This is a genomic window from Marisediminitalea sp., assembly GCF_984433645.1.
This window is the reverse complement of sequence record NZ_CFIDRX010000115.1, coordinates 1-14,238: the sequence shown is the minus strand read 5'-3', so window position 1 is coordinate 14,238 and position 14,238 is coordinate 1. Positions and strand designations below refer to the sequence as shown.

Sequence of the window (14,238 nt, the reverse complement as noted above, 5' to 3'; positions counted from 1 at the left end):
AAAGCATGCTGGATGAACAGTACGAGAAAACGCTCACTCAGGTAGAGGCACTTCGCGAACAGTCACCATTGAATAAAAATGTACTGCAGTTGTTAGCACGCCTGAATTTGTATCTGGAGAAGCCCGATCAGGCGATTGAAGCTTATCAGGCCTATGTAAAAGCGTATCCGGAAGATGCTGAAACCTCGTTTATTTTGTCTGCGTTGTTGATGGACAACAAGCGTTATGACGAAGCAGAACCACTGGTAGATAAATTACTGACCAAGAGCGCAGGCAATCCGCTTCTGAACCAGTACAAAGCGGTTATCGAAGTTAGAGCCGGTGAGTTTGCCAGTGCGTTGAAACACGTAGAAACGGCCATTCAGGGTGGGCGAACCGATCCTCTGGCTCGTCTTGTAGGCGGTTACAGTGCCTATCAGTTGAAAGACTACGCAGCGGCTACGCGCCATTTATCGATGATTGCATCGAATCTGCCCAAGACCCACCCTGCGTTACGTATGCTGGCCGATAGCCTTTTATATCAAGGCAATAACGAGGAAGCGCTGGATGTACTAAGTCGCGTAGATGGTGATTTCAGTACCGATGCTACCCTGTTTTCTAAAGCGGGCTACAAACTACTGCAAGACGGCAATGTTGTTGATGCACAGACAATGATTGAGCGTTCGGCAGAACTGGCAACAACGGCTGAGGATTTAACCCGAATAGGGGTCCTGCAACTTTCATTAAACGATGCAGATGGCATTCTGAATCTGGAAGAAGCGGTGAAAAAAGCGCCCGAGGTGTCAAGCGGACAACAGACCCTGGCGAATGCTTACATCGCGACCAAGCAATTCGATAAAGCCTTAGGCGTTGCGCAAGAGTGGAAGGAAAAGGAACCCCAAAACCCGGAGCCTTGGCTGACCATTGCGCAGGTGAGCATTTTAAAGAATGACTTTGATGCGGCAACAAAAGCCATTGAAGCTGCCGAGTCACTGGACCCGCAAAACACCAAAGCTAAATTGCAGCGCGTGTCTATTTCGCTAAATCAGAAAAAAGTCGATGAGGCGCTGTCTTATCTGAAGCAGGCTCTGGATATCGAACCGACGCACCAGTCGGCGCTGGCCATGTATTACATGATCATGAAGCAAGCTGGCAAAGCGAATGAAGGCATTGATTACATAAAGGAAATAGCCTCGCGTAATCCCGACTCGGTCACACCTAACATTGTGCTTGCGCGTGTTTTGTTGAGTGAAAATCGCTACGAAGAAGGCTTGAGCGCGATAAACAAAGTCCCGCAAAGCTATGACGTGCCAATGCCCTATTGGGATACTAAAGGCCGCCTGTTGCTTGCGAACAACAAAGTGAATGAAGCCAAAGAGCTGTATTCAGAATGGTTGAAGGTATCGCCAAATAACAAAACGGCAACCCTGGGCCTGGTGATGATCCTGGATGTGCAAAATAAATTTGCAGACGCGTTGGATGTGACCAAGAAATTCCTTGAGAAACGCCCGGATCGCCAAATCGACATCGTAAAATCGTACTTGCACGCCATGCTGCGTCAAATTCGAGAAGCGGAGGCTATTCTTAACAAGCTGACGGCAGAAGAACGGATGCTGCCATTTGTCCGTGGTGTAGAAGCCCGTCTGCAAATTTATCGCGAAGACTACGCGGATGCTGTGCCCAATGCTCTGGCGGCTTATGAGGAAATCCCCAGCACCCGTAATTTGTTAGTCATTATGGCGGCATATGAGTTAACGGGAAATAACGACAAGTCATTCGCGTTATTAAACACGTTTTTGGAAAACAACCCCGACAACCTGCAGGCCAGATTGTTATACGCTGAGCGAATGATTCCGAAAGACCGCAAAGGCGCAATAACCGAATATCGCAAGGTTGTAAAAGATTGGCCGGATAATGCTATTGCGCTGAACAACCTGGCATTTTTGGAGCTGGAAGAAGGCATGTTGAGCGACGCCGAAAAGCACGCTCGTCAGGCACTTAAAGTGATTCCCAATGCGCCTGAAATTGCCGATACCTTAGCGCAGATCCTGGTTGCTCAGGGAGAAATGGAAGACGCTAAAGAGGTATACGACGGCATTGTGGACGACAACGTGCGCAGTGACGAAGTGTTCCTTAACTACGTCGAGTTACTGCTGAAGATGGATTTGAAAACGCTGGCAAACAGACGCCTTGGCAGCAGGGTATTCGAAACACAAGAGTCGAAAGCGCGTGTCGCCGAGCTGAAGAAAACCTACAATATTTAATCTAAAAAAAAGCAACGCCCGGTTAAGCCGGGCGTTTTTTTGTGCTGGACATAAACGTTACTTTATTCAGCTTTGTTGTTTATGCTTTGGTCCAATTTTTTTTCCAGTGCAGCCAACTGCTGAGCGATGTCTTTTAACGTAGGCTCGTCCTTGTGCGCTTCACGCCAGGCCTTGGCGTTTTCTTCTTCCATCACGTTAACCACAATACCAATGACCATGTTAAGGAAGGCAAAGGCGGTAAAGAAAATAAAGCTCAGGTAATAGAACCAACTGAGAGGGTAGACCTTCATGGTTTCGTACATAACATCGGTCCAGTCCTCGAAGGTCATTACCCGGAACAAGGTCAGTAGCGAGATAGTGATGTCACCCCAAAGCACCGGGTTGATTTGTTCAAACAGGGTGCTGCCTATCGCTGCGTAGATGTAGAAGATGATAAACATCAGCAACATGACATACCCAAGCTGCGGCAAGGCTTTCATTAGCGATACCAGCAATATGCGTAGTTCAGGGATAATTGAAATCATCCGCAATACCCTGAAAACCCTCACCAGACGCGCAATTAATGCTGTGTCACTATTCTCCAGTGGCAACAGACTCACCAGAACAATAATGGTGTCGAACCAGTTCCAGAAGCTTTTGAAAAAATCGAGTTTTCTTCGTTCGGCTAAAAAACGAATGGTCAGCTCAACCAGAAAAAATGCACTAATAAACCAATCAAGCAGATTGGTGATCTGGTTAACAGTACTGGGCATGTCGTATGTCTTGGCACCTACTAACAGGGCCGAAAACAGAATGACGCCAATAACAAATAGCTCAAACGCTTTGTTAGAGCGTATTTTTTCAAAACGATTTTGTAGTTGTGAGGCTTGCATAGTTGAAGTGTAAATGTTGAGAATTGTTACTATTTAGGATTATACTTAAGTGTAAATCACTTCCATCAGGAGCAGGCTGTATCATGGACGAGAGCAATAAGAGTTTGCAAGCTAAATTATCCCGTTTGAATCACCAATTAGATAACTACTCTTCCAGCGTTGATGAAATAAAAGCGTTAAAGGTGGTAATGGAAGATATTTTAGAAGACCTGGAAACTCTGTCAGATACTTTCGAAGCACAGCACATAAACTAAAAAGCGCCCAACAGGGCGCTTTTGTAATTAAGCTCCGGCGAAGAATTAATCCGCCGCTTTCATACCTTGTTCTAACAACTCGATATCTTCAGCTTTCAGGTTACCCGCTGCTTGCTTAAGAGTTACCATGGCCTGAATAAAATCGTAACGCGCACCCGACAGGTTGGCGCGAGCGTTGAACAGATTACGGGTACTGTTTAACACGTCAACAATGGTACGTGTACCTACATCAAAACCTGCTTCAGTGGCTTTTAATGCGCTTTCAGCTGACACAACTGCCTGTTCTAAAGCGCGAATGGTAGAAATAGAGGCTTTAACATCGTTAAAGGAGCTGCGCACAGACTGAACTGTTTGACGGTAGGCCAGTTCCAGATCCTGACTTGACGATACGTACAAATCACGCGCGCGGTCAGCCTGAGCCGAGACAGAACCACCTTGATAAATAGGTACATTTACAGACACACCAATGCTTTGGCTGTCGAAGAATGGCGTACTGTTTCTGAAGAAAGGTGACTCCGTAGTGCCTTTAGATGCACCGTAAGACGCACTTAAGCCAACGGTTGGATAGTGACCCGCAGTCGCGATGTCGATATCCATTTTCGCTACGTCCAGAGCCAGACGCTGTGCTAACAGTGTCAGGTTGGCATTTTCAGCAATACTCAACCAGCCATCTACTCTTTCCGGAGTCGGCGCGGTTGCCGTAAAGCGTTCTGTATTCAGGACGTACAAACGGTCGTGATATTTACCCGTGATCACGCGAAGAGCTTCACGCGCCATTTCAATCTGATTTTCTGCAACAATTTCCTGAGCAACGGTACTGTCGTAATTGGCCTGTGCTTCGTGAACATCAGTAATCGCCGTCAGGCCCACTTCAAAGCGCTGTTTAGTCTGTTCCAGCTGACGCTCGATAGCGCGCTTTTCTGCCTGGACAAAGTTGAGGTTATCCTGGGCGCGTAATACGTTCAGGTAGGCAGTCACGGTGCGAACGATGAGTTCTTGCGTTGCGGCTGCGTACGTGGCGTCGCTTTGTTCGGCGGTAAGTTCTGCGCGGTCTAAACCTAACCAGTTTGAGTGATCATACAATGACATGTTCAAATCGATACCGTAACTGGTTGAGTTACTGTCGATATCAACGTTTACAATGTTGAACCCGGTAGAGCCGTCGTCATTGTCTACCTGGATAGTCTGCGTCGTCTCACGCGATGATTTTGAGTAGCCCAGAGAGCCTGAAACTTGTGGAAGTAACGCAGCACGGCTTAGAGGGATCCCCTGGTAAGCGGCATCACGTTGCGCCTTGGCACGATTTACTACCGGATCGTTTGCAAGGGCTTGTTGATATACTTCCAATAAACTATCGGCTAATACCGGTGTAGTCATCCCGAAACCGAGCATTAGTGATATCAGTGTTTTTTTCATTTGTGCGCCTTCAATCTCAATTGTTTTGCGTATCCAAGGTGTGTTGATGGACTGTTTTTACGGTGGTAAGGTGCAAAAAGTTACTTCGTGTAACGCGCACCTCAACGCCATTGAATACGATTCCATGATCTGCTCCGTACTCTAAGTAAGTCAACGACTAAAAGATACTTATAAGACGTAACAGAGCTTGAGCAAGTGTAACAGAATATGTGTTATGCCCACTCAATGTGTATTACTTAAATTATAAATACACGGATGATCGTAAATGATCAAATTCGTATATTAACCGGTTTACCTAATAAAAGAGAATGCAATGAAAGCGAAAATTCAGCGTTTCAACTCAGCTGACATCGAAATTCTGAATAAAAAGCCGTTATACGAAGGCTTTTTTACCATGATGCTGTATGAGTTCCGCCATAAAAAGTATGACGGTAGCTGGAGTGACGTCGTCAAGCGGGAAATGTTTGAGCGGGGGCATGCCGTCGCCGTACTGCCTTATGATCCTGAAACAGAAGAATTCGTACTCATTGAGCAGGTCCGTATGGGAGCAATGGCTACCTCTGACACACCCTGGCTCATTGAGGTCATTGCCGGGATTATCGATGAAGGAGAGACTCAGGAGTCGGTATGTCACCGCGAAGCGGCTGAGGAAGCGGGCATTGAATTAACACACCTGTCTAAAGCGCTAAGTTATCTGGCAAGCCCGGGCGGAACAACGGAAAGATTGCATATCTATATGGCCAAAACAGACGCCACTAAAGCGTCAGGCGTACACGGTTTAGCCTATGAATCAGAAGATATTTTAGTGCACCGGGTAGCAGAAAAAGACGCGCGTGAGTGGTTGGAAAACGGCAAAATAGACAACGCGGCGGCCATTATTGCGTTACAATGGTTCTTTATGAATAAACACTCTTTACTGGCGAGCTGGCAATAACGTGGTAACTCCATTGCGTAAATATGTACCTAACCTTCCCACGCTGCAGGCAATCTGCGAGCGTAATTACGTACATTTGTTGTCGATGCTGCCAGACTGTGACACTGAAGAGCTGGTTTACCGCTTCAGCGCAGGTAAAGGCCTGAGTTATCAAATTCAAATCATCGAATCTGCGCGCTATACCAGTACATTAGCAATAGAGCAGGTGGATGTTGCCACCCCAGACTTCATGAAACCAGCCATGACAGTGCGCTTGTATCACGATGCCAGAATGGCTGAAGTCACATCAAGTCAGAATGCCGGCGCGCTAGCTCCTTCTTACGAATACCCCAATGCGAAGATGCGCTTGCGCAACGAAAAGCACATGGTGAACTTGTTCCTCACGGAGTGGCTGCACTTTTGTCTTAACCACGATGCCCAGCCTATCGCTCAACCTCAATGACGTTGATTCAAATTTCTGACTGCCATTTACTCGAAAGCCCGGCACGAAGTGGCTATGGCAACATCAATCCACTACAGAGTTTGGAGGCCATACTGAAGACAGTTGCATCGCTGGATGTCGACGGAGTGTTAGTAACCGGCGATATTAGCGGCGATGATTCTGAACAAAGTTATCAGCATTTTATTCAGGCTATTAATCAACATTTACCCGATATACCCGTAAAAGTGATTGCCGGTAATCACGACAATAACAGGCATTTTGATACCTTACTGTCTCCCTGGTTACTCACGCCTGATAACTGCTGGCTACTGGGGGAATGGTGTATCCACGGACTCGATACGCGCTCAATGGGTACACTGGGAAAAATAGATGCGATACAACTAGAGCAAGTCAGCGAACAAATGCAAAAGCATGCAAATAAACAGCACTTGCTGGCAATTCATCACCACCCGGTTGCAACCCAAAGCTGGATGGACAAACACGCCTTGCATGGCGTGCCGGAACTGGAACGCTGGCTGACGCGAAACCCGGTGCAGGCAGTTGTGCACGGTCACATTCACGCTGAATACCAAGCTAAGTTAGCCAACACGCCTGTGTTGGGCGTGCCGTCGACCTGTTGGCAATGGGCATTAACCCAAGCGTTTGGTCTGGACGAGACGGCGCCAGGCTTTCGGGTATTCGATTTATCAACTTCAACGTTACACACTGAAATACGGAGAGTGGCATGAGTGCCATATTGTATTTACACGGATTTTTAAGTTCCCCGCTGTCGGTAAAAGCGCAGCAAACCCGTCGCTATTTGTCTGAACAGTATCCTGACATCGAATTTGTGTGTCCGGAGTTGTCGAATCATCCCGCACAATTGCAGGAACAACTATTAACTTTAATAGCGCAAAACCCTGCGTTAACTCAAGACGGACTAAAAGTGATTGGTAGTTCCATGGGCGGCTACCTGTCGACCTGGTTAATGGAAAAGTTCGGTGGCAAAGCAGCATTGATCAACCCTGCGGTTCGTCCGTTTGAATTACTGGCCGGCTATTTGGGCGACCACATTAACCCTTACACCAACAAGCAGTTTACGCTTCAGCAATCTGACATTGAGCATATTAAGCAGCTCTATGTGCCGGTTATTACTAACCCTGCGCATTTTAAAGTGCTGCTGCAAACCGGCGACGAAACACTGGATTACCGGTTGGCAGTAGAACACTATCAGGGCGCAGATGTTGTAGTAGAGGAAGGCGGCGACCACAGCTTCGTCAATTACGATCAGCATTTACCCGCCATTATGGCGTTTTTGTTGTCGCTATAATGACGAAATTGCGCTTATTCTAAGCGCCTGATAACATCGATGAAAACAACGCAGTTTTTCAGCCCGGCTTCTACAGCTAAGCTTAAGCACTGACTAATACAGACACCAGACAACGAAGAACAATCACAACTATGTCGAATCAATATAATTCTGATGCAATTGAGGTGTTAAACGGCCTGGAGCCGGTAAAACGCCGCCCGGGAATGTATACCGATACCGCTCGCCCAAATCACCTGGGACAGGAGGTTATCGACAACAGTGTGGACGAAGCGCTGGCGGGCCACGCATCGAATATCAAAGTGATTCTGCATGAAGACCAGTCGCTGGAAGTGGTTGACGATGGTCGCGGTATGCCTGTAGACATTCACCCCGAAGAACGCATCTCGGGTGTGGAACTGATCATGACCAAGCTGCACGCGGGTGGTAAGTTTTCAAATAAAAACTACGAGTTTTCCGGTGGTTTGCACGGCGTAGGGATCTCGGTGGTTAACGCCCTGTCTACCCGGGTGGAAGTGACCATTCGACGCGATAGCCAGGTGTACTTCATTGCCTTTGGTGACGGCGATAAAACCGAAGACCTGTCTGTTATCGACACATGCGGACGCCGCAACACAGGTACCAGTGTTCGTTTCTGGCCAGATCCGCAGTATTTCGATTCTGCCAAGTTCTCGGTATCCCGCCTGCGCCACAATCTACGTGCAAAAGCTGTGTTGTGTCCGGGATTGCGGATTAAATTTGACGACAAGGTAAACAAAGAAACCCACGAGTGGTTCTACGAAGATGGGTTACAGGATTACCTGTTAAGCGCGGTGAAAGAATTTATTACCGTGCCGGAAGACGTGCCGTTTACTGGTAGCTTTAGCGGTAATGGTGAAGCGGCGGACTGGGCTGTAATGTGGCTGCCTGAAGGCGGTGACCTGGTCACTGAAAGCTACGTTAACCTGATCCCAACGGCCCAGGGCGGAACGCATGTCAACGGCTTGCGCCAAGGCTTACTTGAGTCCATGCGGGAATTCTGCGAATTCAGGAACCTCATGCCTCGTGGCGTGAAACTCACCCCCGATGATATCTGGGACCGCTGTACCTATATTTTGTCTACTAAAATGCATGACCCACAGTTTGCCGGGCAAACGAAAGAGCGGCTGTCCTCGCGTCAGGCGTCAGCGTTTGTGTCTGGCGTGGTAAAAGATGCATTTAGTTTGTGGTTAAACCAACATACCGATGTCGCTGAAGCGCTGGCCGAAATGTGTATTAACAATGCACAGCGTCGTTTACGTCAGAACAAGAAAGTCGCCCGTAAAAAGGTGACGCAGGGCCCGGCGTTGCCAGGTAAGCTTACTGACTGCTCGTCGCAGGATATTAATCACTCTGAACTGTTCCTGGTGGAAGGGGATTCAGCGGGTGGTTCTGCAAAGCAGGCCCGCGACCGTGAATTCCAGGCCATTATGCCGTTGCGCGGTAAAATCCTGAACAGTTGGGAAGTCGACTCCAGTCAGATTCTGGGTTCACAAGAAATTCATGATATCTCGGTAGCGCTGGGCATTGATCCTGACTCAGATGATTTGTCGGGCTTGCGCTACGGTAAAATTTGTATTCTGGCTGATGCCGATTCAGACGGGCTGCACATTGCAACATTGTTGTGCGCCTTGTTCGTACGTCATTTCCGCACCCTGGTAAATGCTGGTCATGTGTATGTTGCCATGCCGCCACTGTTTCGAATTGACGTGGGCAAGGAAGTCTTTTACGCGTTGGATGAAGCTGAAAAGCAGGGCGTGCTAGACCGTATTGAAGCGGAAAAGCGCAGAGCCAAGGTTAACGTACAACGCTTCAAAGGACTGGGTGAGATGAACCCATTGCAGCTTCGCGAAACGACCATGGATCCGAACACCCGTCGTTTGGTACAGCTTACCGCTGACGATGCCGACGACATGTTAGAAATGATGGATATGCTGTTGGCCAAAAAGCGCTCCGGCGACCGCAAACAGTGGCTGGAAAGCAAAGGCAATATGGCAGAGGTGGTGTAACCACCTCACTATCAGGGATGAGCAACGATTTGAAAGCAATTCTATTTGACCACGACGGTACACTGATCAACTCAGAAGCGGTGCACTTTGCCCTCTGGCAACAAGTGCTCCGCCCGTTTCAGGTTGAACTTACCGAACAGTACTACAATGACGTCATGGCCGGTATTCCGGTTCCGCAGAATGCGATTGATGCCGTAAGGGACTTCAAGCTTCCTATTTCTGCTGAAGAATTGGCTGAAAGTAAGCAATTACTTACAAAAGCGCACCTTATGAAAGGCCCTTTCCCTTTAATGCCTGGTGCTGACGATACGCTGAAGCGCTGTAAGGACAAAGGGTTGCGGCTAGCGATTGTCACTGGCGGGAGCCGGTTATCAGTTATGCGCACTATGGAATGCTACGGCTATGAAGACATCATTGAGTGCGTCGTTGCAGTCGAAGATGTGGAGCGTAGTAAACCGGCGCCGGATTGTTATTTAAAAGCCCTGAACGAAATGGGTCTGTCGGCGTCTGAGGCGATGGCAGTTGAAGACACCGAGCATGGCCTCAAAGCGGCAGTTGAGGCAGGGTTGCGTTGTGTTGCTATTCCAACAGCGCAGTCAGAGACGCATGACTTTAGCGCTGCCAGTGCCCAGTATTCGAATCTGTCTGACTGGGTTCGTGCTGAAATAGACTGTTTATAAATCAGAAGCGGAGAGTCGCGCTTACATGTTTCGTCGATTATTTTTAATCATTCTGCTGACGCTGTTGATTGTGATAGCCGGTTTAGCATTTTTAACCCTCGATCAGTCACCTATAGTAACACGGGAGTCTTCCCGGCAAGTAGACAATGCCGACACGGTTAAGGACCTGCTAAAGCAGCTAAAAAACAGTGTCGAAGACCGCCACGCGCAGCAAAAAGTCCTGATCTCTGAATCGCAATTTGAAAGTCTTATGGGTTTTGCACAACGAGCTTTGCCCGGCTTTCAGGGGGCAGTGGAGATTGATCCGGGTAAAACGGTAATTCAGGCCAGTATGGCGCTGCCTGCGCCGGCAGACAGTTTATTTATCAACCTGACTGCTCAGGTATTTCCTGCCGATGGCGTCGACATTGACTATGTTCGCATTGGCAGTTTAATCATCCCCGGCGATACCGCCCTGAATATTGCGGTATGGCTGGTGGATAAATTCACAAAGAGCGATGTTGCAAGCACGGCTGCCAATCAAATTACCCGCGTTACTATGACAGACGCGGAGCTTACGCTGGATATGCGCCCGCTGGATGAGCTGTTGGCACAAATTGATGTCGCGCGGGAAAACATCAGTGATGGCGAAGATCCGTTAGGCGAATTGACGACTTCGTATCTGGCCTTTTTAGACGATTCTCCGCTGGGGAATTCACCCACGCCGCAAACCATTGCCAAGTACCTTAATCTGGTATTAAGTCGAGCCGCCACTTTAAGTGATGAGTCTACTGCGGTTCTACACAACCAGGCCGCGTTGTTGTCGCTGGCTATTTATCTTGGCGACCACCGAATTTCCCAACTGGTAGGCGCCAGTCATCCCACCCCTGGTGATGTTGCTGAGCCAAGAGCGCCTGCAGTGCTGGCTCAACGCAATGATTTAGCCAAACACTTTACTATTTCAGCGGCCATACAAATTCTGTCTCAGCAAAATATGACACTGGCCATTGGTGAGTTTAAAGAATTAATGGACCGGGCAATGGGTGGCAGTGGATACAGTTTTGTGGACTTGGCTGCCGATATGTCGGGTATGGCATTTGCCCGAGTGGCCAGCGATCCTAACAGCGCGCAACAGGTGCAGGCGATGGCAGAAGCGCGACTTCGGGAAAGAGATATCCTGCCGTATATCGGTGGTCTGCCTGAAGGACTCAGTAAAGCAGAATTTCGTCGTCGCTATACTGAAGTGGACAGTCCGGCTTACCGTAAACAGGTAGCCGACATTCAGCAGCGCATCGACAATTTGGCGTTGTACCAGCTAAACACCGGCTCCGGTAATTAGCTGGTCAGCAAAAAGCAGGCCCCAAAGTTATTTTTGAGAAACGGCTGTAAACTGCCCAAGTGTGGCCAACGCCAGTTCAATTTTCTTTACCAGCGGCACCAGTGCCGCTTTAGCTTCGTCTTCTGGCAAGGTTTTTAACGCTTGCCAATCCTGCGCAATTTCTTCTACATACGGTGAGAAGCGTTTAGCGCGGGTAGTGAAGCCGCTGTCTTCGGCAAAGATCGCCGCAAACTTGCCTTTTTGTTGTTGCTGAAGCTGGTCCAGTCGTGCGTCGGCGTCTACCGCTTTGCGATATAACGTTTGCAGCGTTTCTTGTAATTGCTGATGTACAGAATCCAAGTGAGCGCTCCTGTAAAATTCATTAAAGTTAACTAAAGTGTGGCCGATACAGCCATGAGGTGGGCAATTCTGCCCACTTTTTAACATTGCTACAAGCAAATAAGGAAACTGGTATGGATATTCAAGGTGCAAACGCCTCTGGAACGTCCGGTGCGTCGCTTGAGTTGGCATCGCTGAAACTGGCCAAAGACCAGCAGAAGCAAGATGGCCAGGCTACGCTTCAGTTGCTGGAATCAGCCGCTGACGTACCAAAAACCACATCCGCCAATCCGGCTATCGGCGCCAACATCGATACCTATGCGTGATTAATGGGGCTTTGCTCCAGCGGATGAAGACGTAAGTCGACCGGCGTTTTGCCAGGTTGGCCGCCAATCTCGGTAACGAGTTTGGGGACCATAAATCCTGGCTGACGCTTTATTACTTCTGCCATCAGTGTTCTGGCCTCATCCAATGTCACATCAAAATGCGCCGCACCTTGTACCTTGTCGAGCGTATGCAGGTAATAAGGCATGACACCCGCGTCAAACAATGCTTCGTTGAGTGCTTCCTGTGCGTCAGCCGTATCGTTTACACCGCGCAGTAACACGGCCTGATTCAGCAGTGTCACTCCAGCCTGTTTTAGCGTTGCCAGACGGTTAACTAGCTCAGCTGATAACTCATTCGCGTGGTTGACATGTAGCACCAGAATACGTTGCAGAGGGCTGGTGGCGAACCAGTCAAAAAAGGCGCAGTCCAATCGCTCCGGTAGCACAACGGGCAGTCGTGTATGGATCCGCAGGCGTTTGATGTGACTGATGTCGGCAATTTGCCGGGCCATGTCAGCCAAATGTGTGTCTTTCGCCATCAATGGATCGCCGCCGGAAAAAATGACTTCATTGATTTGACTGTTGGCCGCAAGGTAGTCGATATGCGCGGCAAATTCCTGTTTCGACAAGCTGTTGTCGCTATAAGGAAAATGCCTACGGAAACAGTAACGACAGTTTACCGCACAGCCACCTCGCACGATCATAAGTACGCGACTATTATATTTATGCAGCAGGCCGCGACCGGCGGTATCGTGTTCGCTCAGTGGATCCAATACAAACCCCGGAGGCGTTAAGAACTCTTTGCGGTCAGGCAGAACCTGAAGTAACAACGGATCGTGACGGTTACCTTTTTCCATCAAACGGGCAAAATGGCGCGGCACGCGCATGGGAAATAAACGGCGTGCTTCGGCGTCAGCAGCAAAATCGCTGCTGTCGATTTGAAGGTACTGCAGCAATGAAATAGGATCAGTAAAGCTCATGGCCAATTCTTTTTGCCAGTTTTGCTCTACAGTTAAGCGATTTTTTTGTATTATTTGCGCCACTAAAACTAAAACCTATCAGTGTTATTGAGGAATTATGGCTAATTTCAGCACTAACGAGTTCAAAGCGGGCCTGAAAATCATGCTCGACGGCGAGCCATGCAACATTCTAGAAAACGAATATGTTAAGCCGGGTAAAGGCCAGGCGTTTAACCGCGTTAAAATTCGTAAGCTTATTTCTGGCAAAGTGCTGGAAAAAACCTTCCGCTCGGGTGAATCAGTTGAAGGCGCAGACGTAATGGATACGGAACTGGCTTATCTGTACACCGACGGTGAATTCTACCACTTTATGAACAATGAAACATTCGAACAAATCGCAGCAGACGAAAAAGCGGTAGGTGAGAACATTAAGTGGTTGGCAGAAAACGACGTTTGTACCATCACACTGTGGAATGGTTCACCTATTACGGTAACACCACCCAACTTCGTAGAGCTGGAAATCACCGAAACTGACCCTGGCCTGAAAGGCGATACGGCAGGAACCGGTGGCAAGCCTGCGACACTGTCTACCGGTGCGGTAGTTCGTGTACCCTTATTCATTCAAACCGGTGAAGTGATCAAAGTAGACACGCGTACCGGTGAATATGTGTCACGCGCACAAAAATAACTATGTATTGCGCAGGCACCTTGCCTGCGCTTATTCCTGAGCATTCTGCATGTCAAAGCCTGCCTGGCAACCTACCGCATCGTTACAAGCACTTAAAGCACGCGCTGAACTGTATCAGCAAATTCGCCAGTTTTTTGCCAGACGCAACGTACTGGAAGTGGATACGCCGACGCTATCTCACGGCACGGTAACAGATGTGCATCTGGATGCCTTTTCCTGTGAATTCAATCACAGCAGTTCAGGTAAACCAGAAACCTTGTATTTGCAAACGTCGCCTGAATTTGCGTTAAAGCGCTTATTATCAGCGTATAAAACCTGCATTTATCAGTTGGGCAAAGCGTATCGGCACGAAGGGCAGGGACGTTGGCATAATCCCGAATTCACCATGTTGGAGTGGTATCGGGTTGGGTTTGATCACCATGCGCTTATGCAGGAAGTCAGCGACCTGTTGAAGG

The 14,238-nt window shown here is 48.5% G+C and carries 16 protein-coding genes; 12 read left to right on the top strand and 4 right to left on the bottom strand.

All coding sequences use genetic code 11. From position 1 onward, the window contains the following. Positions 1–2,243 (top strand): XrtA/PEP-CTERM system TPR-repeat protein PrsT (gene prsT / locus AC4MRN_RS14195; protein ID WP_491203627.1); only part of this gene is annotated, 2,243 nt, incomplete at its 5' end. Positions 2,244–2,305: 62 nt separating this feature from the next. Here the strand turns inward: prsT and AC4MRN_RS14190 are convergent. After that, positions 2,306–3,115: an ion transporter gene (locus AC4MRN_RS14190; protein WP_490402645.1), complete on the bottom strand. Its 810-nt coding sequence runs from the start codon at positions 3,113–3,115 to the stop codon at positions 2,306–2,308. Between the two features lie 83 nt (positions 3,116–3,198). Here AC4MRN_RS14190 and AC4MRN_RS14185 point away from each other — a divergent pair, with 83 nt between their 5' ends. Beyond that, positions 3,199–3,369 carry a hypothetical protein gene (locus AC4MRN_RS14185; RefSeq protein WP_370165074.1) on the top strand — a complete coding sequence of 57 codons (171 nt, stop codon included), beginning with the start codon at positions 3,199–3,201 and terminating at the stop codon, positions 3,367–3,369. A 45-nt stretch (positions 3,370–3,414) separates the two neighbouring features. Here AC4MRN_RS14185 and tolC read toward each other — a convergent pair whose 3' ends face one another. Then, positions 3,415–4,785, bottom strand: coding sequence for an outer membrane channel protein TolC (tolC, locus tag AC4MRN_RS14180; RefSeq protein WP_255051969.1), 1,371 nt, complete (start codon positions 4,783–4,785; stop codon positions 3,415–3,417). Between the two features lie 313 nt (positions 4,786–5,098). On the opposite strand from tolC, the gene nudF reads away from it, so the two are divergent. The 7 genes from nudF (at position 5,099) to AC4MRN_RS14145 (ending at position 11,492) form a co-directional block, all read left to right on the top strand. Beyond that, a complete protein-coding gene (gene nudF, locus AC4MRN_RS14175; RefSeq protein WP_491203626.1) occupies positions 5,099–5,719 on the top strand; it encodes an ADP-ribose diphosphatase in 621 nt (206 codons plus the stop codon). A gap of 43 nt (positions 5,720–5,762) precedes the next feature. Further along, positions 5,763–6,161, top strand: coding sequence for a DUF1249 domain-containing protein (locus AC4MRN_RS14170; protein ID WP_370240274.1), 399 nt, complete (start codon positions 5,763–5,765; stop codon positions 6,159–6,161). Then, the gene (locus AC4MRN_RS14165; protein WP_491203625.1) at positions 6,158–6,889 is read left to right on the top strand and encodes a metallophosphoesterase family protein; all 732 of its coding nucleotides are present in this window, start codon (positions 6,158–6,160) and stop codon (positions 6,887–6,889) included. The genes AC4MRN_RS14170 and AC4MRN_RS14165 overlap by 4 nt, the downstream gene beginning before the upstream one ends. Then, on the top strand, positions 6,886–7,470 hold the full coding sequence (locus AC4MRN_RS14160; protein WP_491203624.1) for a YqiA/YcfP family alpha/beta fold hydrolase: 585 nt from the start codon (positions 6,886–6,888) through the stop codon (positions 7,468–7,470). The genes AC4MRN_RS14165 and AC4MRN_RS14160 overlap by 4 nt, the downstream gene beginning before the upstream one ends. Positions 7,471–7,601: 131 nt before the next feature. Beyond that, positions 7,602–9,494 (top strand): DNA topoisomerase IV subunit B, encoded by a 1,893-nt coding sequence (parE, locus tag AC4MRN_RS14155; RefSeq protein ID WP_491203623.1) that lies wholly within the window; start codon positions 7,602–7,604, stop codon positions 9,492–9,494. Between the two features lie 29 nt (positions 9,495–9,523). Next, a complete protein-coding gene (locus AC4MRN_RS14150; RefSeq protein WP_491203622.1) occupies positions 9,524–10,174 on the top strand; it encodes an HAD family hydrolase in 651 nt (216 codons plus the stop codon). Between the two features lie 25 nt (positions 10,175–10,199). Beyond that, positions 10,200–11,492 (top strand): hypothetical protein, encoded by a 1,293-nt coding sequence (locus AC4MRN_RS14145; protein ID WP_491203621.1) that lies wholly within the window; start codon positions 10,200–10,202, stop codon positions 11,490–11,492. Between the two features lie 27 nt (positions 11,493–11,519). Here AC4MRN_RS14145 and AC4MRN_RS14140 read toward each other — a convergent pair whose 3' ends face one another. Then, the gene (locus AC4MRN_RS14140) at positions 11,520–11,831 is read right to left on the bottom strand and encodes a primosomal replication protein (protein WP_073325312.1); all 312 of its coding nucleotides are present in this window, start codon (positions 11,829–11,831) and stop codon (positions 11,520–11,522) included. A gap of 113 nt (positions 11,832–11,944) precedes the next feature. On the opposite strand from AC4MRN_RS14140, the gene AC4MRN_RS14135 reads away from it, so the two are divergent. After that, positions 11,945–12,136: a putative motility protein gene (locus AC4MRN_RS14135; protein ID WP_073325313.1), complete on the top strand. Its 192-nt coding sequence runs from the start codon at positions 11,945–11,947 to the stop codon at positions 12,134–12,136. Here AC4MRN_RS14135 and epmB read toward each other — a convergent pair. After that, complete coding sequence (epmB, locus tag AC4MRN_RS14130; RefSeq protein ID WP_491203620.1) at positions 12,127–13,179, bottom strand: EF-P beta-lysylation protein EpmB; 1,053 nt, start codon at positions 13,177–13,179, stop codon at positions 12,127–12,129. The genes AC4MRN_RS14135 and epmB overlap by 10 nt on opposite strands. 34 nt (positions 13,180–13,213) lie before the next feature. Here epmB and efp point away from each other — a divergent pair, with 34 nt between their 5' ends. Beyond that, on the top strand, positions 13,214–13,783 hold the full coding sequence (gene efp / locus AC4MRN_RS14125; RefSeq protein ID WP_073325315.1) for an elongation factor P: 570 nt from the start codon (positions 13,214–13,216) through the stop codon (positions 13,781–13,783). A 49-nt stretch (positions 13,784–13,832) separates the two neighbouring features. Further along, positions 13,833–14,238: amino acid--tRNA ligase-related protein (locus tag AC4MRN_RS14120; RefSeq protein ID WP_491203619.1), on the top strand; the 406-nt coding region annotated here is incomplete at its 3' end.